Below are 20305 nucleotides of genomic sequence, written 5' to 3'. Positions count from 1 at the left end.
GGGGGCGGCGCACGCCCCGCCGGGGCGTGTCGCGGGCACGCGCCCCGGTCGTGTCGCAGGGGCGTGGCACCGTGCGCGCGTGCCCGTCTCGCCCGGCCCGCCCCGCGGGGCCCTCCCCGTCCCCGTGCAGGCGAGCTTCGAGGACCTGGGCCGGCCGCTGGAGACCACGACGTTCGTGGTCGTCGACCTGGAGACGACGGGCGGGTCGCCGGCCGACGGCGGGATCACCGAGATCGGGGCCGTGAAGGTGCGCGGGGGCGAGGTGCTGGGCGAGTTCCAGACGCTGGTGCGCCCCGAGGTGCCCGTCCCGGCCGTGGTGCAGGTGCTCACCGGCATCACCTCCTCGATGGTGGCGGGTGCGCCGCCGGCGGCCGCGGTGCTGCCGGGCTTCCTGGAGTTCTCCCGCGGGGCGGTCCTGGTGGCGCACAACGCCCGCTACGACACGGCGTTCCTGGCCGCCGCGTGCGAGCGCGCCGGGCTGGAGTGGCCGCGCCCGGAGGTCGTCGACACGCTGGCGCTGGCGCGCGCCCTCGTCGGCCGCGACGAGGCGCGCGACCACAAGCTGGGCACGCTGGCGCGGCTGCTCGGCACCGCCACGGCGCCGGACCACCGGGCGCTGAACGACGCGCGGGCCACCGTGGACGTGCTGCACGCGCTGCTGGGGCGCCTGGGCAACCGGGGCGTGCGGACGCTGGAGGACCTGCACGCGGTGACGTCCACCGCGGTGGCGTCGCGGCGCGGCAAGAAGCACCTGGCGGTGGGGCTGCCGTCCGCGCCGGGCGCGTACCTGTTCCGCGACGCCGCCGGCCGGGTGCTGTACGTGGGCACCTCGGTGGACGTGCGCCGCCGGGTCGCGTCGTACTTCACGGCCTCGGAGACGCGCGCGCGGATGACCGAGATGGTGCGGGCGGCCACCGAGGTGGTGCCCGTGGTGTGCGCGACGCCGCTGGAGGCGCGGGTGCGCGAGCTGCGGCTCATCGCCGAGCACCGGCCGCCGTACAACCGGCGCTCGAAGACCCCCGAGCGGGCGACGTGGGTGAAGCTGACGACCGGGCCGTGGCCGCGGTTGTCGCTGGTGCGGCAGGTGCGCGCCGACGCCGCCGACGGCGCGGAGTACCTGGGCCCCTTCCGCTCGGCGCGCACCGCGGAGCTGGCCGTGCAGGCCCTGCACGACCTGCACCCGCTGCGGCGCTGCACGCGGCGCATCCCGAGGGTGCCGCCCGCCGACGGCCCGGGGGCGTGCGCGCTGGCGGAGCTGGGCCGCTGCGGGGCGCCGTGCCTGGGTCCGCGGCGCGGCGGGCAGGACGCCACCTCGTACGCGGTCGTGGTGGAGCAGGTGCGCGCCTCGATGCGCGAGGACGCGAGCACCGCCCTGGAAGCGGGCCTGCGGCGCATGCGCGCGCTGGCGGAGCAGGAGCGGTTCGAGGAGGCCGGGCAGGTGCGCGACCGGCTGGACGCCCTCCTGCGCGCGGCCGAGCGCGCCCAGCGCCGGGCGCCGCTGCTGGGGACGCCGGAGCTGGTGGCCGCCCGGCGGTGCGCGCCCGAGCCCGGGTGGCCGGACGGCGGCTGGGAGCTGGTGCTGGTGCGCCACGGCCGCCTGGCCGGCACCACCCTGACCCCGCGCGGGGCGGACCCGGTGCCGCACGTGGCGGCGCTGCGGGCCACCGGCGAGGTGGTGGAGCCGCCGGCGCCGGGACGGCCCGCGGCGCTGGTGGAGGAGACGGACGCGCTGGTGGGCTGGCTGGAGCAGCCGGGCGTGCGCCTGGTCTCGGTCGACGGCGCGGCCGCGCCGTGGGCGCTGCCGGTGCGCGGTGCCGGCTGGGCGCGGCACCGGCTGGGCACCGCGGGCACGGCGTCCTAGGCTGCGCGGGTGATCACCGCCATCGTCAACGTGCGCACCGACGGCCGGCGCATCCCCGAGGTCGCCGAGGTGCTGGCCGACCTCGACGGCGTCTCGGAGGTGTACTCCGTCACCGGGGACGTCGACCTGGTCGTGGTGGTGCGGGTGCGCCGGCACGAGCAGCTCGCCGACGTCATCGCCGGCGGCATCGCCCGCGTGGAGGGGATCACCACCACGACGACGAACATCGCCTTCCGCGCGTACTCGCGCCACGACCTCGAGAGCGCCTTCGACCTCGGCCTCGACTGACCCGCTCGACCGGCGCGCCCGGCCCGTTCGAGCGGCCGCGCCGTCAGGCGCGGGTGGCGGCCACCCACCGCTGCAGCACGCGCGCGGCGCTGCCGGAGTCGATCGCCTCCTCGGCGCGGCGCACGCCCTCGGCCAGGTGCGCCGCGAGCCCCTCGACGAGGTCGTGCGGCGCGGGTGCCGGGGCGCGGACCCCGGCCGCCGCCATGGCGGCGGCCGCGTTGAGCACGACGGCGTCGCGCACCGGCCCGCGCGCGCCCGCGAGCAGCTCCCGGGCCACGCCGGCGTTGTGGCGGGCGTCGCCGCCGCGCAGGTCGGCGAGCGCGGCCGGGGCCATGCCGAGCTCGGTGACGGCGTCGAGCGCGGTCTCGCGCACCCGCCCGCCCTCGACCGCCCAGACCCGGGCCGGGGCGGTGGTCGTCAGCTCGTCGAGGCCGTTGTCGCTGCGGAAGACCAGCGCGGCGGTGCCCCGGGCGGCGAGGACGCCGGCGACCAGGGGCGCCATCCGGGCGTCGGCCACGCCCACCGCGGTGGCGTCCGTGCGGGCCGGGTTGGTCAGGGGCCCCAGGACGTTGAAGGCCGTCGGCACCCCCAGTCCGCTGCGGGCGCCGGCGGCGTGCCGGAACGCGGGGTGGAAGACCTTGGCGAAGCAGAACGTGATGCCGGCCTCCACGGCGACCTCCCCGACCCGCGCGGGCGGCAGGTCCAGGTCCACCCCGAGCGCCTCGAGCACGTCGGCGGAGCCGGAGGAGGAGGACGCGGCCCGGTTGCCGTGCTTGACGACCCGGTGCCCCGCGCCCGCCAGCACCAGGGCCGCCATCGTGGAGATGTTCACGGTGTGCGCCTGGTCGCCGCCGGTGCCCACGAGGTCGACGGTGGGTCCGGCGACGCGCAGCGGGACGGCGTGCGCGAGCATCGCGTCGGCCAGACCCGCCAGCTCGGCGCTGGTCTCCCCCTTGGCGCGCAGCGCCACGAGGAAGCCGGCCAGGGGCACGTCGCCCGCCTCGCCTCGCATGACCCGCTCCATCGCCCAGGCGGTGTCGGCGGCGGCCAGGTCGCGGCCGGCGAGGAGCTCACCGAGCAGGCGCGGCCACGTCGGCGCGCCGGTGCGCCCGAGTGCGGTGGGTGCGCCGGAGGGCGCGCTGGCCTGCGGGAGCGTCATGGGGGTCCCCGGGGGTCGTGGCGGGTCGAGGGCTGCGCCCGCACCCTACTGATCCCGCCGGACGCCGGGTCCGCACCGCACCGGTGCGGCCTCGGCACCGCTCCGCCACCGGCCCCGCGCACCTCCCCCGCACCTCCCGCACGCTTCCCGCGCACCCGTCGCCGCGCGTCACCCGGACGGACCAGGGCCGGGCCGCCCCGTGGTCTACGACACGTTGTCGGTGGGCCGGTCGGCACGTACGGGGGGTGGTGGGGCATGATGGCTGCCGTGGCGAGTGCACAGGCTGTCCAGAGCAGTACCCCGAGTCCCGCGCACGGCTCGGTGAACAGGCCGAACCTGGTGTCGGTGGGCGTGATCGTGTGGCTCGCGAGCGAGCTCATGTTCTTCGCCGGCCTCTTCGCCATCTACTTCACGCTGCGCTCGGTGGCGCCCGACCTGTGGGAGACGGGCACCGAGAAGCTGAACGTGACCTTCGCCACCGTGAACACGATCGTCCTGGTGATCTCGTCGTTCTGGTGCCAGTTCGGCGTGTTCGCCGCCGAGCGCTTCCAGCCGCGGCGCCGCGGCCGGCTGTGGCAGGTCGGGACCTGGGGCATGCAGGAGTGGTTCGTCCTCACGTACATCTTCGGCGCGATCTTCGTCGCCGGACAGGTGTACGAGTACGCGGAGCTGGCCGTCGAGGGCCTGACGATCGCCTCGGACTCCTACGGTTCGGCGTTCATCCTGACCACCGGCTTCCACGGCATCCACGTGCTGGGCGGCCTGGTGGCCTTCCTCCTGGTGATCGTGCGCTCGTTCGCCGCGAAGCGGTTCGGGCACCAGGAGGCGACCAGCGCGATCGTCATCTCGTACTACTGGCACTTCGTCGACGTGGTGTGGATCGGCCTCTTCACGGTCATCTACGTCCTCCAGTGACCAGCAGTCCTCCCCACCGCACGCGAAAGCCCCGACGGAAGCGAGCACCACGACCGTGACCAGGACCCTCACCGCACTCAGCGCCCGACGGCGCCACCCGCTGGCCGTCGTCGTGCTGATCGCGTTGGCGCTCGTCCTCGTCGGCGGCCTGTACGCCGCTGTGGCCCCCCGCCCGGCGGAGGCCTCCACGGCGACGGCGGACGCGGACGACCTCGAGGCCGGCAAGGAGCTGTTCCTCGCCAACTGCGCGACCTGCCACGGCCTGGACGCGCAGGGCGGCGAGATCGTGGACGGCAGCGGCGCCGGCCCCTCCCTCATCGGCGTGGGCGCGGCCTCCGTCGACTTCCAGGTCGGCACCGGCCGCATGCCGCTGCAGATGTCCTCCGCGCAGGCTCCCGAGGTGCCGAAGATCCGCTTCTCGCAGGAGCAGATCAACCAGATGGCCGCGTACATCGCCTCGCTGGCCCCCGGGCCGGCCATCCCCGGCGAGGACATCCTCGACCTGTCGGACGTCACCGCCCAGGACGTCTCCCGCGGCGCCCAGATCTTCCGCACCAACTGCGCGATGTGCCACAACTTCGCCGGCAAGGGCGGCGCCCTCACCGGTGGCAAGTACGCCCCGGACCTGACGGGCGTCGAGGGCAAGTACATCTACGAGGCGATGGTGACCGGCCCGCAGTCGATGCCGGTCTTCCCCAACAGCACCATCAGCCCCGAGGACAAGACCGCGATCATCGCCTGGCTCACCCAGGAGGAGGAGTTCCGCCCCGAGCCGGGCGGCCTGCCGCTGGGCTCGCTGGGCCCGGTGAGCGAGGGCCTGCTCGCCTGGATCGCGGGCATCGGGCTCCTCATCGGCTGCTCGGTCTGGCTGGGGATGAAGTCCTCGTGACGACCGGCGCGGTGACCGACATGGATCGCGGGGCAGGACTCCGCACGGACGGGCAGGGAGCATGAGCGAGATCGAACGCGCCGACGAGGCGCACGGGCAGGGGTCCACCGCCCTGGCGAAGTCCGGGAGCGGGGTGCCGGAGCGGTTCGAGAACCCCGGCCTCCCGCCGCACCGCCACCGCCTGGGCGACGTCGACCCGCAGGCCGCCAAGCGGGCCGAGCGCCAGGTGGCGTTCATGCTGCTGCTGTCGGTGCTGGGCTCCATCGGGGTCATCGCCTCGATCGTCGGGATCGAGTACAACGGCGGCTGGGACCGCATCAGCACCTCCACCCGCGCCATCGGCCTGTGCATGTTCGTCTCCCTGTTCATGCTGGGCGTGGGGGCCGTGCACTGGGCGAAGACCCTGATGCCGGACGACGAGCGGATCGACTACCGGCACCGCCAGCGCGGCACCACCGCCGAGCGCGAGCAGGCGGTGGCCATCCTCAAGGAGGGCTCCGCCGAGGCCGGCCTGGGCCGGCGCCCGCTGATCCGCAACACCCTCATCGGTGCGCTGGCGCTCTTCCCGCTGCCGGCCGTCTTCTTCTTCCGCGACACCGGGCCGCTGCCCGGCAACAGCCTCTCCGAGACCATGTGGGAGGAGGACACCTACCTGGTCAAGGACCCGACCGGCGGGCGCATCCGGGCGGCCGACCTGTCGTACGGCACCGTCGTGCACGTGATGCCCGAGGGCATCGACGAGCTCGAGGAGCCGCTGAACGAGAAGGCGAAGTCCGCTGTCCTGCTCATGCGGCTGGACGAGGACCTGCTCACGCCGAAGTCGGCCGAGTGGGGCGTGGACGGCATCGTCGCCTACTCGAAGATCTGCACGCACATGGGCTGCCCCGTGGCCCTCTACGAGCAGCAGACCCACCACCTGCTGTGCCCCTGCCACCAGTCGACCTTCGACGTGACGCAGGACTGCAAGGTGATCTTCGGCCCCGCCAACCGTCCTCTGCCGCAGCTGCCCATCCGGGTGGACGCCGAGGGGTACCTGCAGGCGAGCAGCGGCTTCCACGAAGCCGTGGGCCCGAGCTTCTGGGAGCGCGGATGAGCACCATCGACAAGGCCGCCGGTGGCGTCGGGAACTTCGCCGACGACACCGTCGGCGCGAGCAAGATCGTCAACGGCTTCGCTCGCAAGATCTTCCCCGACCACTGGTCGTTCATGCTGGGTGAGATCACCCTCTACAGCTTCGTCATCCTGCTCTTCACGGGAACGTTCCTGACGTTCTTCTACGAGCCGAGCGCGGCGCACACCGTCTACAACGGCGACTACGCACCGCTGGCGGGGCAGGGCGTCTCCGAGGCCTACGCCTCCTCGCTGCGCCTCTCGTTCGACGTGCGCGGCGGCCTGATCATGCGCCAGGTGCACCACTGGGCCGCGCTGATCTTCGTGGCGGCGACCGTCGTGCACATGATCCGCGTCTTCTTCACCGGCGCCTTCCGCAAGCCGCGCGAGATCAACTGGGTCATCGGCCTGGTGCTGGCGATCCTGGCCGTGTTCGAGGGCTTCACCGGCTACTCGCTGCCCGACGACCTGCTCTCCGGCACCGGCATCCGCATCGCCCAGGCGATCATCCTGTCCGTCCCGGTGGTCGGCAGCTACATCAGCTTCTTCCTCTTCGGCGGGGAGTTCCCCGGCGAGGACTTCATCCCGCGCTTCTTCACCATCCACATCCTGCTGCTGCCGGCGGTGATGCTGGGCCTGATCGTGGTGCACCTGGCCCTGGTCGTGATCCACAAGCACACCCAGTACCCCGGGCCGGGCCGCACCGAGGACAACGTCGTCGGCTTCCCCCTCTTCCCGGTGTACATGGCGAAGGCCGGTGGCTTCTTCTTCATCGTCTTCGGCGTCATCGCGCTGATCGCCGGCCTGGTGCAGATCAACCCGATCTGGGCGTACGGGCCGTACGACCCCTCCCCCGTGACGGCGGGTTCGCAGCCGGACTGGTACATGGGCTGGCTGGACGGCGCGGTGCGCATCACACCCGGTTGGTGGGAGTTCACGCTCTTCGGCTTCACGTTCTCGATGAACATCTTCATCCCCACGACGGTGCTCATCCTGTTCGTGATGACGGCAGGGGCCCTGTACCCGTGGATCGAGCAGGCGGCGACGGGCGACCGCCGCGAGCACCACCTGCTGGACCGTCCCCGCAACGCCCCCACCCGCACCGGGCTCGGGGTCATGGCGCTGACGTTCTACGTCCTGCTGTGGATCTCGGGCGGCAACGACGTCATCGCCCACATGGTGGGGCTGTCGATCAACGACATCACCCGGTTCATGCGTGTGGCGGTGTTCGTCCTACCGGCGCTGGCCTTCGTGGTCACCAAGCGCATCTGCCTGGGGCTGCAGCGCAAGGACCGCGAGAAGGCGCTGCACGGCCGTGAGACCGGCCGCATCGTGCGCCTGCCGCACGGTGAGTTCATCGAGGTCCACGCCCCGCTGAGCGAGGCGGAGCGCTGGGTCCTGGTGCAGCACGACTCGAACCGCCCGATGGACGTCGAGGACCGTCTCGACGCGGGCAACCCGAACAGCCTGTACGGCAAGGTGCAGCGCCGTCTGTCGCGCTTCTACTTCGAGGACCGCGTGGAGCCGGTGACGCCGGCGGAGCTGGCAGCCGCGCACCACGGGCACGACACCGAGATCGAGAGCCAGGAGCACGCCTCGATCGAGGAGGACGGCGGCAACGCGGCGATCGCCACGTCGCAGAAGTACCACGGCTGACTGACGCCGCGACCTGCGCGGCGGTACGCACGACGAAGGCCCCGGGCACCTGCCCGGGGCCTTCGTCGTGCTGGAGAGGGAGCGGCTCAGGTGAGGGCCGAACCCGCCGTCCACTCCTCCCACGTCTCGTTCCACATCGAGAAGCCGTTGCCGTCCTCCACACCGCGGTCGGTACCGGTGAAGACGACGACGTCGCCGACCTTGGAGCGCTCGAACAGCCAGCGGGCGTCCTCGGTGCTCATGCCGGTGCAGCCGTGGCTGACGTTGGCGCTGCCCTGCGACGCGACGGACCAGGGCGCGGCGTGCAGGAACTCCCCCGAGTTCGTCAGGCGCATCGCGTACTCCACCGCCACGTTGTAGTACTCGGGGTCGTCGGGGCTGACGCCGGTGGTCTCGGCGTCCATCTGCCGCGACTCCTCCCGGCTCATGATGACCTTGGTGCCGCTGCGCGTGACGTACCGGCCCCCGTGGCCGGACTGGCCCGCCGTGATCGGGATGGTGCGCAGGACCTCACCGTCCCGCGTGACGGTGAGGGTGTGGGCGTCGAGGTCCACCGTGCTCACCATCGCGCTGCCGACCTGGAAGTCGATGTCCCGCGTGGTGCCCCACACCCCTGGAGCGACCTCCACGTCGCCGAGATCCACGTCGAGGTGAACGGCGGTCTGCGCCGGCCAGTACTCCTTCGGGCGGAACTCCACCTTCGAGTCCGACTGCCAGCTCCAGGACCCCTCCACGGCCGTGGGCGTGGTGGTGACGTGCAGGTTGCTCTCCACCTCGTCGCGCCGGTCGTCGGCGACGGGCTCGTCGAGGGTGACGATGATCGGCATGCCCACACCGACGGTCGAGCCGTCGAGGGGGGCGACGGCCGGGAAGGCGGTCGTCGCCGGGGTGAGGGTCGTGACCGCGCTGTCGCGGGTGACCGTCTCACCGGCCGTGTCGGTGGCGACGACGTGCACGGCGTAGCGGGTGCCGGGGGCCAGCTCCCCCGTGCTGGTCCAGGTGGCACCGGTGGGGTCGAGACCGCCTTCCAGCGGGGTGCCGTCAGGAGCGGTCACGGTGACCTGCTGCAGGTCCCCGCGGGCGACGGACACGGTGATCGGGGTGTCGAGCCGCACACCTGTCCCGGGGTCGGCGGGTGCGACGCTCACCTCGACCGGAGGGACGCTCGGCGTGGCCGGTGCGCCGGCGCGGGCCTGCACCGCCGTGCCGGTGCTACTGGTCGTCCCGGGCCCGCAGGCGCTCACGGCCGTGGCCATGGCCAGGACGAGGGCTGCGGGTGCCCAGGCGCGGACGTGCTGGTGCGACGTGCTCAACTGCTGCTTACCCCCTGTGGGCCCCACGTGGGGACCTCGGTCGTCTCTCGCTTCCCGCCCTTCGCGCTGGGGCGGCCCCACTGGTGGGACGCGGCGCCGGGGCCGTGCGTTGCACTCCCGAGCACAACGATCCGCGGCCTCGGAGGCTTCCACCCCGGCGCCGCGTCCGGCTGCAGGACGTTCGCGGGGGTCCACCGGCAGGGCGGACGGGAGGGGGCCGACGACGGGCGCGTGAGCGCCCGCTGCCCGGTGGGGCGAGCACGAGGAGCCCCGTCGTGTCGTGCCGGGTCGACCTCAGTGGGCGTACTCACCCACGTAGTGCTCGTACACCCAGCCGATGATCATCGGGATGGTGAAGACCAGACCGATGAACCACAGCCACCAGCCGATCGCGGCACCGAGGAAGACGACGGCGCAGGCGGCGGAGAGGTACAGGGGCCACCAGCTGTAGGCCGGGAAGAAGCCCTGCTCCCCCGCGCCCTCGGTGACGTCGGCGCGCAGGTCATCCTCGGGCCGGGCGTCGATGCGCCGGGCGGTGATGAAGAGGTAGACCCCCACCAGCAGCGCCAGGCCACCCGTGAGCAGGAGGGCGATGAAACCGACCCACTCCTGCCACTGGGTGAAGAGGCCGTACACGAAGGCCACGGGGAAGAAGAACAGCATCCCCCCGGAGAACAGCCAGGTCTCGGGCTTCATCGGTCAGCGGCCTCCGACATCTTCCTGACGGCCGGAGAGGTCCGGCTCGCCGTACACGTGGTCCAGCAGGTTCTTCCGGCTGCCCTCGGTGGGCGTGTCGTGCGCGACCGCCTCCGGGTGGTGCAGGTCGAACGCCGGGCGCTCGGAACGCACCCGCGGCAGCGAGGTGAAGTTGTGCCGCGGCGGCGGGCACGAGGTGGCCCACTCCAGCGACATGCCGTAGCCCCAGGGGTCGTCCACGGTGATCTTCTCGCCGAACCGCGCGGTGCGGTACACGTTCCACATGAACGGGATGAAGGAGGCGCCGAGGATGAAGGAGCCGACCGTCGAGATCTGGTGCATGGACTGGAAGCCCTCACCCGGGAGGTAGTCCGCGTACCGGCGCGGCATGCCCGCCGCCCCCAGCCAGTGCTGGATGAGGAAGGTGGTGTGGAAACCGACGAACAGCATCCAGAAGTGGATCTTGCCCAGGCGCTCGTCGAGCATCTTGCCGGTGAGCTTCGGCCACCAGAAGTGGAAGCCGGCGAACATCGCGAAGACCACGGTGCCGAAGACGACGTAGTGGAAGTGGGCCACCACGAAGTAGGAGTCGGTGACGTGGAAGTCCAGCGGCGGGGAGGCCAGGATGACGCCGGTCAGACCACCGAAGAGGAAGGTCACCAGGAAGCCGATCGCCCACAGCATGGGGGTGTCCATGGTGATCGAGCCGCGCCACATGGTGCCGATCCAGGTGAAGAACTTCAGCCCCGTCGGCACCGCGATGAGCATCGTCATGAACGCGAAGAAGGGCAGCAGCACCTTGCCGGTGGCGTACATGTGGTGCGCCCAGACGGTGGTGGAGAGCCCCGCGATGGACACGGTCGCGAAGACCAGGCCCTTGTAGCCGAAGACCGGCTTGCGGCTGAAGACCGGGATGACCTCGGTGATGATCCCGAAGAACGGCAGCGCGATGACGTAGACCTCGGGGTGCCCGAAGAACCAGAAGAGGTGCTGCCAGAGGATCGAGCCGCCCGCCTCGGGCGCGAAGATGTGCGCGTTGAGCATCCGGTCGGCGCCCAGGGCGAACAGCGCCGCGGCCAGCACGGGGAAGGCCATGAGCACCAGCACGCTGGTGATCAGGGTGTTCCAGGTGAAGATCGGCATCCGGAACATGGTCATGCCGGGCATGCGCATGCACAGGATCGTGGCGATGAAGTTGACGGAGCCGAGGATGGTGGAGAAGCCCGTCATGGCCAGGCCCATCACCCACAGGTTGCCGCCCAGGCCGGGTGAGTGGATCACGTCCGACAGCGGCGTGTAGGCCGTCCAGCCGAAGGCCGCCGCCCCGCCGGGGGTCAGGAAGCCGGAGGCGGCGATCAGGCCGCCGAACAGGAAGAGCCAGTAGGCCATCATGTTCAGCCGCGGGAACGCCAGGTCCGGCGCACCGATCTGCAGCGGCATGATCGCGTTGGCGAAGGCGGAGAACAACGGAGTGGCGAACAGCAGCAGCATGATCGTGCCGTGCATGGTGAACGACTGGTTGTACTCGTTCTTCGTGTTGTAGATCTGCATGCCCGGTTCCCACAGCTCCGCGCGGATCATCAGCGCGAGGATCCCGCCGACGAGGAACCAGATGAACGAGGTGATGAAGTAGAGGTTGCCGATCACCTTGTGGTCGGTGCTGGACAACCAGCCCGCGATGACCGAGCCGCGGCGACGGGGCACGACCGCCCCGAGCGGCTGGCGCGTGGTGACCCGGGCCGCCACGCCCGGCACGTTGAAGCTCTCGCTGGCCATCAGCTGTTGTTCCCCCCGCTGGTCTCATCACCGGCGGGCTCGGCACCGCCGGGGTCGCGCGCCAGCTCGCCGCCGATGGCGGTCGGCAGGCCACCGGTCTGGCCGGCTGCGGCCAGACGCTCCAGGTGCTCGGCGTACTCCTCCTGCGAGACCACCCGGACCTCGAAGAGCATCTCCGCGTGGTAGTCGCCGCAGAGCTCGGCGCACTTGCCCTGGAACACCCCCTCCTTGGTGGGGGTGAGCTGGAACATGTTCGGGCCGGTCGGGTAGCTGCCCGGGTACAGGTCCATCTTGAAGAGGAAGGCCGGCACCCAGAAGGAGTGCGCGACGTCGCGCGAGTACAGGTTGAACTGGACGTTCTGGTTCACCGGCAGGTACAGGGTGGGCACCTGCCCCTCGACCAGCTCCTCGCCGTCGAGCTCCGCCTGGCGGCCGACCTCGTAGACGATCGGGTTCCCGGACTCGTCGAGGTAGTTGAAGTCCCAGGACCACTGCTTGCCGATGACGTCCACGGTCACGTCGGGCGTGCCGGAGTCGTCGAGGATCGCCGCCTGGTCACGGGCCGTGTAGAAGAAGAGGACGCCGATCATCATCACCGGGACGACGGTGTAGAGGATCTCGATCGGCATGTTGTAGCGCGTCTGCGGCGGCAGGTCCGGGTCGCCCTTGCGGCGGCGGTACGCCACCACGCACCAGATCGTCAGGCCCCAGACGAACAGGCCCACGGCCAGCGCGGCGATCCAGGAGCCGTCCCACAGCTCGGAGATGCGCTCGGTCTCGTTCGTCGCCCCGACGCTGGCGTCGGGCAGGAAGTAGTTGCCGGCGCTCGCGTCCGGCCAGTCGGAGGTGGCGCAGCCCGTCAGCAGCAGCCCCGCCGCCCCGACGACGACACCGGCGACCAGCGCCCTGGGGGGACGGCGACGACGCGTCGCGTCCGAGTCTCGCGTGCCCAACGTCGGCCTTCCCACGGTTCGTGCAGAGACGAGGACGTCCCGCACCCGAACCGTGACGGTCCTGGGCAGGGGCGTCCCTTCGAGTGATGAGACTACCCCCCGTCGTAGCTGTGGGGGCGGTCGGGGCGCGCCGCGAACACCGGCGGCACGGGCAGCTCCAGCGCGGCACCCAGCAGGCGCTGGTAGGCGCGGCGGCCGACCTCCTCCACGCCGAGGGTCGCCAGGTGCTCCGTGCGCCACTGCACGTCCACCAGGCGTCCCGGCACGCCGTCGGCGAGGAGCAGGTCCGCCAGGGCCACCACCGCCGCCTTGGAGGCGTCGCGCACGCGGTGGAACTTCGACTCGGCGGCGAAGAGGCCGCCCAGCGACACGCCGTACAGGCCACCGGCCAGCTCCCCGTCGAGCAGGACCTCCACCGAGTGCGCCCAGCCGAGGCGGTGCAGCTCCCCGTAGGCCGCGGCCACCTCCGGGGTGATCCACGCCCCGGGCCGCGCCGGGTCGGCGCAGCCGGCGACGACCTCGTCGAAGGCGGTGTCCACGCGCACCTCGAAGGAGCGCAGCGCGCGGCGCAGGGACCTGGAGACGTGCACGCGCCCGGGCACCAGCACGCCGCGCGGGTCCGGGGACCACCAGCCCAGCGGTCCCCGGCCGCCGCCGCCCAGGCCCATCGGGAACAGCCCGTGCGCGTAGGCGGACAGCAGCGTGGCGGGGCTCAGGTCGCCACCGGCGGCCACGAGGTCCTCCCCCGGGCGCGGGGCGAGGCGCTCGAAGTCGAAGCGGGCGGGCCCGGGGTGCCGGCGCGGGCGCCGGGCGGGGCCGGCGGGCAGCGGCGCCGCCCACACGCGAGCGGCCCCCGCGCCGTGGAGCGCGGGGGCCGCCGGTGCTGCCGGACCCGTCAGGAGAACGAGTCGCCGCAGGCGCAGCTGCTGCCAGCGTTGGGGTTGTCGATCGTGAAGCCCTGCTTCTCGATCGTGTCGGCGAAGTCGATGGTCGCGCCGTCCAGGTAGGGGGCGCTCATCTTGTCCACGACCACGCCGACGCCGTCGAAGTCGCGCACGGCGTCACCGTCGAGCTCTCGCTCGTCGAAGTAGAGCTGGTAGATCAGGCCCGAGCAGCCGCCGGGCTGCACGGCGATGCGCAGCCGCAGGTCGTCGCGGCCCTCCTGCTCCAGCAGGCTGCGGACCTTGGTGGCGGCGACGTCGGTGAGCTCCACGCCGTGGGCGCGGGTCTCCTCTGCAGCGGTGGTCGTCGTGGTCATGTGGCTCGTCTCCGCTTCCACTCGTCGACTGGGGACGCTGTCCGGGCCAACCGCCTCGGCGGCACGGTTGTTCCCGGACCCAGGTTACGGCCGCGGCGCGCCGGCCGCGGCGCCGTCCCCCCGAGCGGTGACGGGAGCGGTGACGGGGGCGGGCACGCCGGCCAGGCCGTCCAGCAGCAGCACCTCACCGAGGCAGGCGCGCTCGAAGTCGCCCAGGTGCAGCGACTCGTCCGGCCCGTGGGCGCGCGAGTCGGGGTCCTCCACGCCGGTGACGAGGATGGAGGCGGCCGGGTGCTCGGCGACCAGGTCGGCGATGAAGGGGATGGAGCCGCCCATGCCCATCTCCACCACGCCGGCGCCGTAGGCCTGCTCGAAGGCCGCCCGCGCGACCTCGTGCGCGGGGGAGGTGGTGTCGGCGGAGAACGAGCTGCCCCGCTCCCCCTCGGCGACCTCGACCCGCGCGCCGAAGGGGGCGTGGGCCACCAGGTGCCGGCGCAGCGCGGTCATGGCCGCGGACGGGTCCTGCCCCGGCGCCAGGCGCATGCTGATCTTGGCCCGGGCCGAGGGCACCAGGGTGTTGCTCGCGCGGTCGACCTCGGTGGCGTCGACGCCGATGACGGAGATCGCCGGCTTGGCCCACAGCCGGTCCGCGACCGAGCCGGTGCCGGCCAGCAGCACGCCGTCCAGCACGCCGGCGTCCGCCCGGTACTGCGCCTCGCTCAGGTCCACCTCCCCGGCGCTGCCGGAGACCAGCCCGCGCACGGCCACGTCGCCGGCCTCGTCGTGCAGGGTGGCCAGCAGGCGCGCCAGGCACGTCAGCGCGTCCAGGACGGGACCGCCGTTGACGCCGGAGTGCACGGGGTGCGTCAGGACCGAGACGGTGACCACGCAGTCCACCAGGCCCCGCAGCGTCGTGGTGATCGCCGGGACGCCGACCCGCCAGTTGCCGGAGTCGGCCACGACGATCACGTCGGCGGCCAGGTCGGCGCGGTGCTCGGCGAGGAAGGCGGCGAAGGAGGGCGAGCCCACCTCCTCCTCCCCCTCGACGAACACCGTCACGCCCACGCCGTCCTCGGGCCCCCACAGCGGCAGCAGCGTGCGCAGGGCGTTGGCGTGCACCACGACGCCCGCCTTGTCGTCGGCGGTGCCGCGGCCGAACAGGCGCCCGTCGCGCTCGGTGGGCTCGAAGGGCGGGCTGGTCCACTCCTCGTCGCGGCCGGGCGGTTGCACGTCGTGGTGGGCGTACAGCAGCACGGTGGGCCGGCCGGCCGGCGCGGGGCGGCGCGCCACGACGGCGGGTGCGCTGCGCACCTCCCGGCCGTCGACGACGGCCGCGGCGGTGCGGATGCCGACCTCCGGCAGGCCCGCCCGCCGCAGCAGGTCCGCCACGGCCTCGGCGCTGGCGGCGACGTGCGCCTGGTCGAAGGCGCGCGCGGAGACGCTGGGCACGCGCACCAGCGCCTCGAGGTCGGCGCGCGCGGCGGCGGCGCCGGCGGCGCACGCCCGGCGCAGCACCTCGGTGCGCTCGGGACCGGGGGCGGGCAGGGGCGGGGTGTCCTGGCTCACGCCCACCGACGCTACTCCGGGCCCCGGCGCGAGCGGCCGGGGCGGTGCCGGCGGTGACGTACCCTGACGGCGTGTTCGGACGCTCGAAGGAGAAGCAGGCCCCCGAGGCACCGCCCGCCCCGGTCGTCGAGCTGACGAAGCAGGGCGGCAAGGGCCGCCCGACCCCGCGACGCAGCGAGGCGCAGGCCCGCAACGCCCGTCCCCTCGTCCCGGCGGACCGCAAGGCCGCCGCGAAGGCCGCCCGGGCCGCTCAGCGCGAGGAGCGGATGAAGGTCCAGCAGGCGCTGCTCACCGGCGACGAGCGCCACCTGCCGGCGCGCGACCGCGGGCCGCAGCGCCGCTTCGTGCGCGACCTGGTCGACGCCCGCCGCAACGTGGGCGAGTACTTCCTCATCATCGCCGGCGCCTCGCTGCTGCTGTCGGTGGTCGCCCAGCCGCTGGGCTCGGCGGAGCTGCTGCTGGCCACGACCCTGCTCATCTACGGGATGCTCGCCGTCGTCGTGGTCGACAGCGTCCTGCTGGGCCGCCGCATCAAGAAGGCCCTGGCGCAGCGCTTCGAGACCCCCGAGCGGGGCCTGGTCTCCTACGGCGTCACCCGTGCCCTGCAGATCCGCCGGATGCGCCGGCCGGTGCCGATGGTCGAGCGGGGCGCGCACCCGCGCTGACCCGCCGCCACCCGCTCGCGAGGCGATCGCGTGGGCACGCGGGGGCGCGCCGCGGCGCCGCAGGGCCTACCGTCGCGCCCATGGAGTTCCGACACCTCGGTCGCAGCGGTCTCAAGATCTCGGAGATCACCTACGGCAACTGGCTCACGCACGGATCGCAGGTCGAGAACGACGCCGCGATCGCCTGCGTGCGCGCCGCCCTCGACGCCGGGATCACCACGTTCGACACCGCCGACGTCTACGCGAACACGGCGGCGGAGACGGTCCTGGGGCAGGCGCTGAAGGGCGAGCGCCGCGAGAGCCTCGAGATCATGACGAAGGTCTACTTCCCCACCGGCCCGAAGGGCCCCAACGACTCCGGGCTCTCGCGCAAGCACATCACGGAGTCCGTCGAGGGCTCGCTGCGCCGGCTGGGCACCGACCACGTCGACGTCTACCAGGCGCACCGGTACGACACCACGACGCCGCTCGAGGAGACGATGCAGGCGTTCGCGGACGTCGTGCGCTCCGGCAAGGCCCTGTACATCGGCGTCAGCGAGTGGACGGCCGAGCAGATCCGCGCCGGGCACGCCCTGGCCCGCGAGCTGGGCTTCCAGCTGGTCTCCAACCAGCCGCAGTACTCGGCGCTGTGGCGGGTCATCGAGGGCGAGGTCGTGCCCGCCAGCCGGGAGCTGGGCGTCTCGCAGGTGGTGTGGTCGCCCATCGCCCAGGGCGTCCTGACCGGCAAGTACCGTCCCGGCGCCGAGCCGCCGGCGGGCAGCCGCGCCACGGACGAGAAGGGCGGCCGGCAGATGATCAGCCGCTGGATGCGCGACGAGGTGCTCGAGCGCGTGCAGAAGCTGCGCGGCGTGGCCGCCGAGCTGGACCTGTCGATGTCGCAGCTGGCGGTGGCGTGGGTGCTGCAGAACGACAACGTCGCCACCGCGATCATCGGGGCCTCCCGGCCGGAGCAGGTGACGGAGAACGTCGCGGCGGCCGGTGTGGTGATCCCCCCGGAGCTCATGGCGCGCATCGACGACCTGCTGGGCGACGTGGTCGAGCGCGACCCGGGGATGACGGCGCGCAACGCCCCCACCGAGCGGCCGTCCTGACGCGCACCCGCTGAGCGGCGCCGCCCCCGGCGGTCCGCCCGGCCCGCGCCCCGCTCAGTCGGCGGGGTGCAGGCCGAGCGGGCCGCCGACGCGCCGGCCGTCGCCGGCCAGGTGGGCCGTCTCCGCGCCGCGTCCGCGCAGCGCGCGCCAGTTCTCCCCGATCCACACCTCGGCGTCGGCCTGCGTCGGGAACACCTGGGGCGCCAGCACGTCGTCACCGCCCTCGACGGGGCGCCCGTCGGCGTCCTCGAAGGTCCAGGTCCACTGCGTCGGCCTCACCCGGGCGACGCTAGCCGACCGCGCGCGGGTGCGCCGGGCGTCAGCCGCGGTGGGCGCGGGGACGGACGCTCCCCTCGCGCCGGCGCAGGTCCAGCAGCGCGAGCACCAGGGCCGCCAGCACCAGCCCGAGGGAGACGCGCAGGCCGGTGGACAGGGCCTCGCCGAACGCCTCCTGCACCTGCGGCGGCACGGTGCCGGAGCGGGTGCCCGCCCCTCCGCTCAGGCCCTCACCGGCGAGGGCGGAGAAGAACACGGCTGTGACGGCGGCGACCCCGATCGCGGAGCCGATGCGCTGCCCGGTCTGCAGCACCCCGCCCGCGGTGCCCGCGACGCCGCGGGGCACGTCCGCGAGGGTGAGGGTCTGGTTGGGTGAGATGACCAGGCCGCTGCCCGCGCCGGCGACGGCCAGGCAGGCCGCCAGGGCGATCGCGCCGGCGGTGCCCTGCACCGCGGCGGCGACCACGTCCGCCGCGGTGAGCCCCGCGGCGACCACCACGAGACCGAGCACGACGACGCGCCGGCCGTCGCGGGCGACCCGCCGGCCGCCGACCTGGGCGAAGACGGCGGAGGCGAGCGCGAACGGCGTCTGCACGAGCCCCGCCTGCAGGGGCGTGAAGCCCAGCCCGGACTGCAGGTGGAGGGTGACGACGAGGAAGATGCCGGTGAAGCCGGCGAAGTAGCACACGCCGACGAGGGCGCCGCGGGTGAAGGACGCGGTGCGCACCAGGTCCGCGGCGACGACGGGTTGCTCGCCGCGCCGGTCCTGACGACGCTCCCAGAGGGCGAAGAGACCCAGCAGGAGCGCGCCGGGGGCCAGCAGCCACCAGCGGGCCGGCGAGTCCCCCTCACCGGTGGTGAGCACGAACGGCAGCATGAGGAGCAGCACGGCGGCGGCCAGCAGCAGCAGCCCGGGCACGTCGAAGCGGGGCCGGGGCCCCTCGTCCCTCCCCTGGCGCGGCAGCCACCGCCACGCCATCGGCAGGAGCACCAGGCCGATGGGGACGTTGACGAGGAACACGCCGCGCCAGCCGTCCTCCTCCCCGAAGACCGCCAGGATGACGCCGCCGAGCAGCGGGCCGACGGCGGTGGACAGCCCCACGGTGGTGCCGAAGGCCGCGAAGGCGCGGGCGCGCTCGTCGCCGGTGAACAGCCGCTGGATGAGGGCGAGGACCTGCGGGTTGAGCAGGCCGGCCGTGACGCCCTGCAGCAGCCGCACGACGGCGAGCGCGGTGGCGGACTGCACCAGGCCGGCCGCGGCGCTGGTGGCGACGAAGCCGGCGAGCCCCACCAGGAACACCACCCGCCGGGAGAGGAGGTCCCCGGCCCGGCCGGCGGGCACGAGCACCAGGCCGAACGCGAGCGCGTACCCGGCGACGATCCACTGCACCTGCGCGGGCCCGGCGCCGAGGGAGTCCTCGATGGAGGGCAGGGCGACGTTGACGATGGAGACGTCCAGCAGCGTCATGAACCCGGCCGCCAGGCACACCGCGAGGGCGCGCCACCGGGCGGGATCGGCGCCCTCGGGCGGGCGCCCGGCGTCCTCGGGGCGGGCGGGCTCGTCCGGCCCGCCGTGGCAGCGCTGGTCGACGTCGGTCATGGGGCTCCTCGCCTGGGACGCGAGCCGGGAGCGCTCGCGGGACTCCCCCGACCGTCGTCGCTGCCGGCGGCGACCACAACTCGGGGAGCGTGCCCGGTGCTCAGACCCGGTCGGTCTCGCGGCGCGAGCGGGAGGCGGCGAGGCCGGACAGGACGCGCCGGGCCCAGCCGGGTCCCTCGTAGATGAACGCGGTGTACGCCTGCACGAGGGAGGCACCGGCCTCGAGGCGCTCGCGCACGTCGTCGGCGGTCTCGACGCCGCCGACGCTGACGAGGGTGAGCCGGTCGGCGGTGCGCGCGGCGAGCAGGCGCAGCACCTGCAGGGAGCGTTCCCGCAGGGGGGCGCCCGACAGGCCACCGCCGCCGGCCGCGGCGACGGCGTCGGGGTGGGAGCGCAGGCCCTCGCGGCCGATCGTGGTGTTGGTGGCGACGATGCCGTCGAGACCCTCGGCGAGGGCGAGGTCGGCGACGGCGTCGACGTCCTCGTCGGTCAGGTCCGGCGCGATCTTGACCAGGAGCGGGACGTGCCGGTGCGCGGTCTCGGCGGCGGCGTCGCGGGCGGCGGCGAGGACGGGCCGCAGCTTCTCCACGGCCTGCAGGTTCCGCAGCCCGGGGGTGTTCGGGGAGCTGACGTTGACGACGAGGTAGTCGGCGTAGGGGGCCAGCAGCCGGGCGGAGGCGGCGTAGTCCGCCGGGGCGTCCTCCTCGGCGACGACCTTGCTCTTGCCGATGTTGACGCCGATGCCGACGGGGTGGGCCGGGGGCGCGGCGCGCAGCCGGCGCAGGCGGCGGGCCACGGCCTCGGCGCCGGAGTTGTTGAACCCCATGCGGTTGACGATGGCGCGGTCGTCGACGAGGCGGTGCAGGCGGGGCCGGGGGTTGCCGGGCTGGGGCAGGGCGGTGACGGTGCCGACCTCGACGAAGGCGAACCCGAAGTGGGCGAGCGCCTCGACACCGGTGCCGTCCTTGTCGAACCCGGCGGCCAGCCCCAGCGGGGAGGCCAGGTCCATGCCCAGGGCGCGGGTGCGCAGGCGCGGGTCGTCGTGCACGAAGGTCCGGCGCAGGGCGGGGACCACCGGGGGGACCCGGGCGGCGGTGCGCATGGCGCTGAACGCCCAGTGGTGCGCCGCCTCGGGGTCGACCCGCGTCAGCACGGTCCGGTACAGCGCCCGGTACGCAGCCCCCGAGCCGCCAGCCACCACGTCTCCCCCTCGTCCACCGGCCCCACCGCCGT

19 protein-coding genes are annotated in these 20305 nt (G+C 73.6%); 8 read left to right on the top strand and 11 right to left on the bottom strand.

Annotation, left to right across the window (positions count from 1 at the left end):
- The first annotated feature begins 79 nt into the window (after window positions 1–79).
- Both V9U69_RS02000 and V9U69_RS01995 read left to right on the top strand, forming a co-directional pair.
- A complete protein-coding gene (locus tag V9U69_RS02000; protein ID WP_337059615.1) occupies window positions 80–1861 on the top strand; it encodes a DEDD exonuclease domain-containing protein in 1782 nt (593 codons plus the stop codon).
- 9 nt (window positions 1862–1870) lie between these two features.
- Window positions 1871–2149 (top strand): Lrp/AsnC family transcriptional regulator, encoded by a 279-nt coding sequence (locus V9U69_RS01995; RefSeq protein WP_337059614.1) that lies wholly within the window; start codon window positions 1871–1873, stop codon window positions 2147–2149.
- 43 nt (window positions 2150–2192) lie between these two features.
- Here the strand turns inward: V9U69_RS01995 and trpD are convergent, their stop codons facing one another.
- On the bottom strand, window positions 2193–3308 hold the full coding sequence (gene trpD / locus V9U69_RS01990) for an anthranilate phosphoribosyltransferase (RefSeq protein WP_337059613.1): 1116 nt from the start codon (window positions 3306–3308) through the stop codon (window positions 2193–2195).
- Between the two features lie 258 nt (window positions 3309–3566).
- Between trpD and ctaE the strand changes: the two genes are divergently transcribed.
- The 4 genes from ctaE to qcrB all read left to right on the top strand — a co-directional run bounded on the left by ctaE (window position 3567) and on the right by qcrB (window position 7878).
- On the top strand, window positions 3567–4223 hold the full coding sequence (ctaE, locus tag V9U69_RS01985) for an aa3-type cytochrome oxidase subunit III (RefSeq protein ID WP_442907534.1): 657 nt from the start codon (window positions 3567–3569) through the stop codon (window positions 4221–4223).
- Window positions 4224–4278: 55 nt separating this feature from the next.
- Entirely contained in the window at window positions 4279–5112 is an 834-nt protein-coding gene (gene qcrC / locus V9U69_RS01980; protein ID WP_337059610.1) for a cytochrome bc1 complex diheme cytochrome c subunit, read from the top strand.
- 61 nt (window positions 5113–5173) lie between these two features.
- Window positions 5174–6205: a cytochrome bc1 complex Rieske iron-sulfur subunit gene (qcrA, locus tag V9U69_RS01975; RefSeq protein ID WP_337059609.1), complete on the top strand. Its 1032-nt coding sequence runs from the start codon at window positions 5174–5176 to the stop codon at window positions 6203–6205.
- Window positions 6202–7878 (top strand): cytochrome bc1 complex cytochrome b subunit, encoded by a 1677-nt coding sequence (gene qcrB / locus V9U69_RS01970; protein ID WP_337059608.1) that lies wholly within the window; start codon window positions 6202–6204, stop codon window positions 7876–7878. The genes qcrA and qcrB overlap by 4 nt, the downstream gene beginning before the upstream one ends.
- 86 nt (window positions 7879–7964) lie before the next feature.
- Here the strand turns inward: qcrB and V9U69_RS01965 are convergent, their stop codons facing one another.
- From V9U69_RS01965 to V9U69_RS01935, 7 genes are all read right to left on the bottom strand, one after another.
- Window positions 7965–9191 carry a L,D-transpeptidase gene (locus tag V9U69_RS01965; RefSeq protein WP_337059607.1) on the bottom strand — a complete coding sequence of 409 codons (1227 nt, stop codon included), beginning with the start codon at window positions 9189–9191 and terminating at the stop codon, window positions 7965–7967.
- Between the two features lie 294 nt (window positions 9192–9485).
- Complete coding sequence (locus V9U69_RS01960) at window positions 9486–9887, bottom strand: cytochrome c oxidase subunit 4 (protein ID WP_337059606.1); 402 nt, start codon at window positions 9885–9887, stop codon at window positions 9486–9488.
- Between the two features lie 3 nt (window positions 9888–9890).
- Window positions 9891–11663 carry an aa3-type cytochrome oxidase subunit I gene (gene ctaD, locus V9U69_RS01955; RefSeq protein WP_337059605.1) on the bottom strand — a complete coding sequence of 591 codons (1773 nt, stop codon included), beginning with the start codon at window positions 11661–11663 and terminating at the stop codon, window positions 9891–9893.
- Window positions 11663–12616, bottom strand: a complete 954-nt coding sequence (gene ctaC, locus V9U69_RS01950; RefSeq protein ID WP_337059604.1) for an aa3-type cytochrome oxidase subunit II — start codon at window positions 12614–12616, stop codon at window positions 11663–11665. The genes ctaD and ctaC overlap by 1 nt, the downstream gene beginning before the upstream one ends.
- A 92-nt stretch (window positions 12617–12708) precedes the next feature.
- Window positions 12709–13458, bottom strand: coding sequence for a leucyl/phenylalanyl-tRNA--protein transferase (gene aat, locus V9U69_RS01945; RefSeq protein ID WP_337059603.1), 750 nt, complete (start codon window positions 13456–13458; stop codon window positions 12709–12711).
- A gap of 53 nt (window positions 13459–13511) precedes the next feature.
- On the bottom strand, window positions 13512–13874 hold the full coding sequence (locus V9U69_RS01940; protein WP_337059602.1) for a HesB/IscA family protein: 363 nt from the start codon (window positions 13872–13874) through the stop codon (window positions 13512–13514).
- 84 nt (window positions 13875–13958) lie between these two features.
- Window positions 13959–15440 carry a dipeptidase gene (locus V9U69_RS01935; protein ID WP_337059601.1) on the bottom strand — a complete coding sequence of 494 codons (1482 nt, stop codon included), beginning with the start codon at window positions 15438–15440 and terminating at the stop codon, window positions 13959–13961.
- A 71-nt stretch (window positions 15441–15511) separates the two neighbouring features.
- Here V9U69_RS01935 and V9U69_RS01930 point away from each other — a divergent pair, with 71 nt between their 5' ends.
- Window positions 15512–16105 (top strand): DUF3043 domain-containing protein, encoded by a 594-nt coding sequence (locus V9U69_RS01930; RefSeq protein ID WP_337059600.1) that lies wholly within the window; start codon window positions 15512–15514, stop codon window positions 16103–16105.
- A gap of 80 nt (window positions 16106–16185) precedes the next feature.
- Complete coding sequence (locus tag V9U69_RS01925; protein ID WP_337059599.1) at window positions 16186–17196, top strand: aldo/keto reductase family protein; 1011 nt, start codon at window positions 16186–16188, stop codon at window positions 17194–17196.
- A gap of 54 nt (window positions 17197–17250) precedes the next feature.
- On the opposite strand, the gene V9U69_RS01920 is transcribed toward V9U69_RS01925, so the two are convergent.
- The 3 genes from V9U69_RS01920 to V9U69_RS01910 form a co-directional block, all read right to left on the bottom strand.
- On the bottom strand, window positions 17251–17475 hold the full coding sequence (locus V9U69_RS01920; protein WP_337059598.1) for a hypothetical protein: 225 nt from the start codon (window positions 17473–17475) through the stop codon (window positions 17251–17253).
- 40 nt (window positions 17476–17515) lie between these two features.
- Window positions 17516–19072, bottom strand: a complete 1557-nt coding sequence (locus tag V9U69_RS01915) for an MFS transporter (protein WP_337059597.1) — start codon at window positions 19070–19072, stop codon at window positions 17516–17518.
- Window positions 19073–19172: 100 nt separating this feature from the next.
- A complete protein-coding gene (locus tag V9U69_RS01910) occupies window positions 19173–20270 on the bottom strand; it encodes a quinone-dependent dihydroorotate dehydrogenase (RefSeq protein WP_337059596.1) in 1098 nt (365 codons plus the stop codon).
- Window positions 20271–20305 lie beyond the last annotated feature (35 nt).

It is taken from the genome of Kineococcus sp. G2 (genome assembly GCF_037154035.1).
Lineage (GTDB): Bacteria > Actinomycetota > Actinomycetes > Actinomycetales > Kineococcaceae > Kineococcus.
This window is presented reverse-complemented; position numbering and strand designations above follow the sequence as displayed.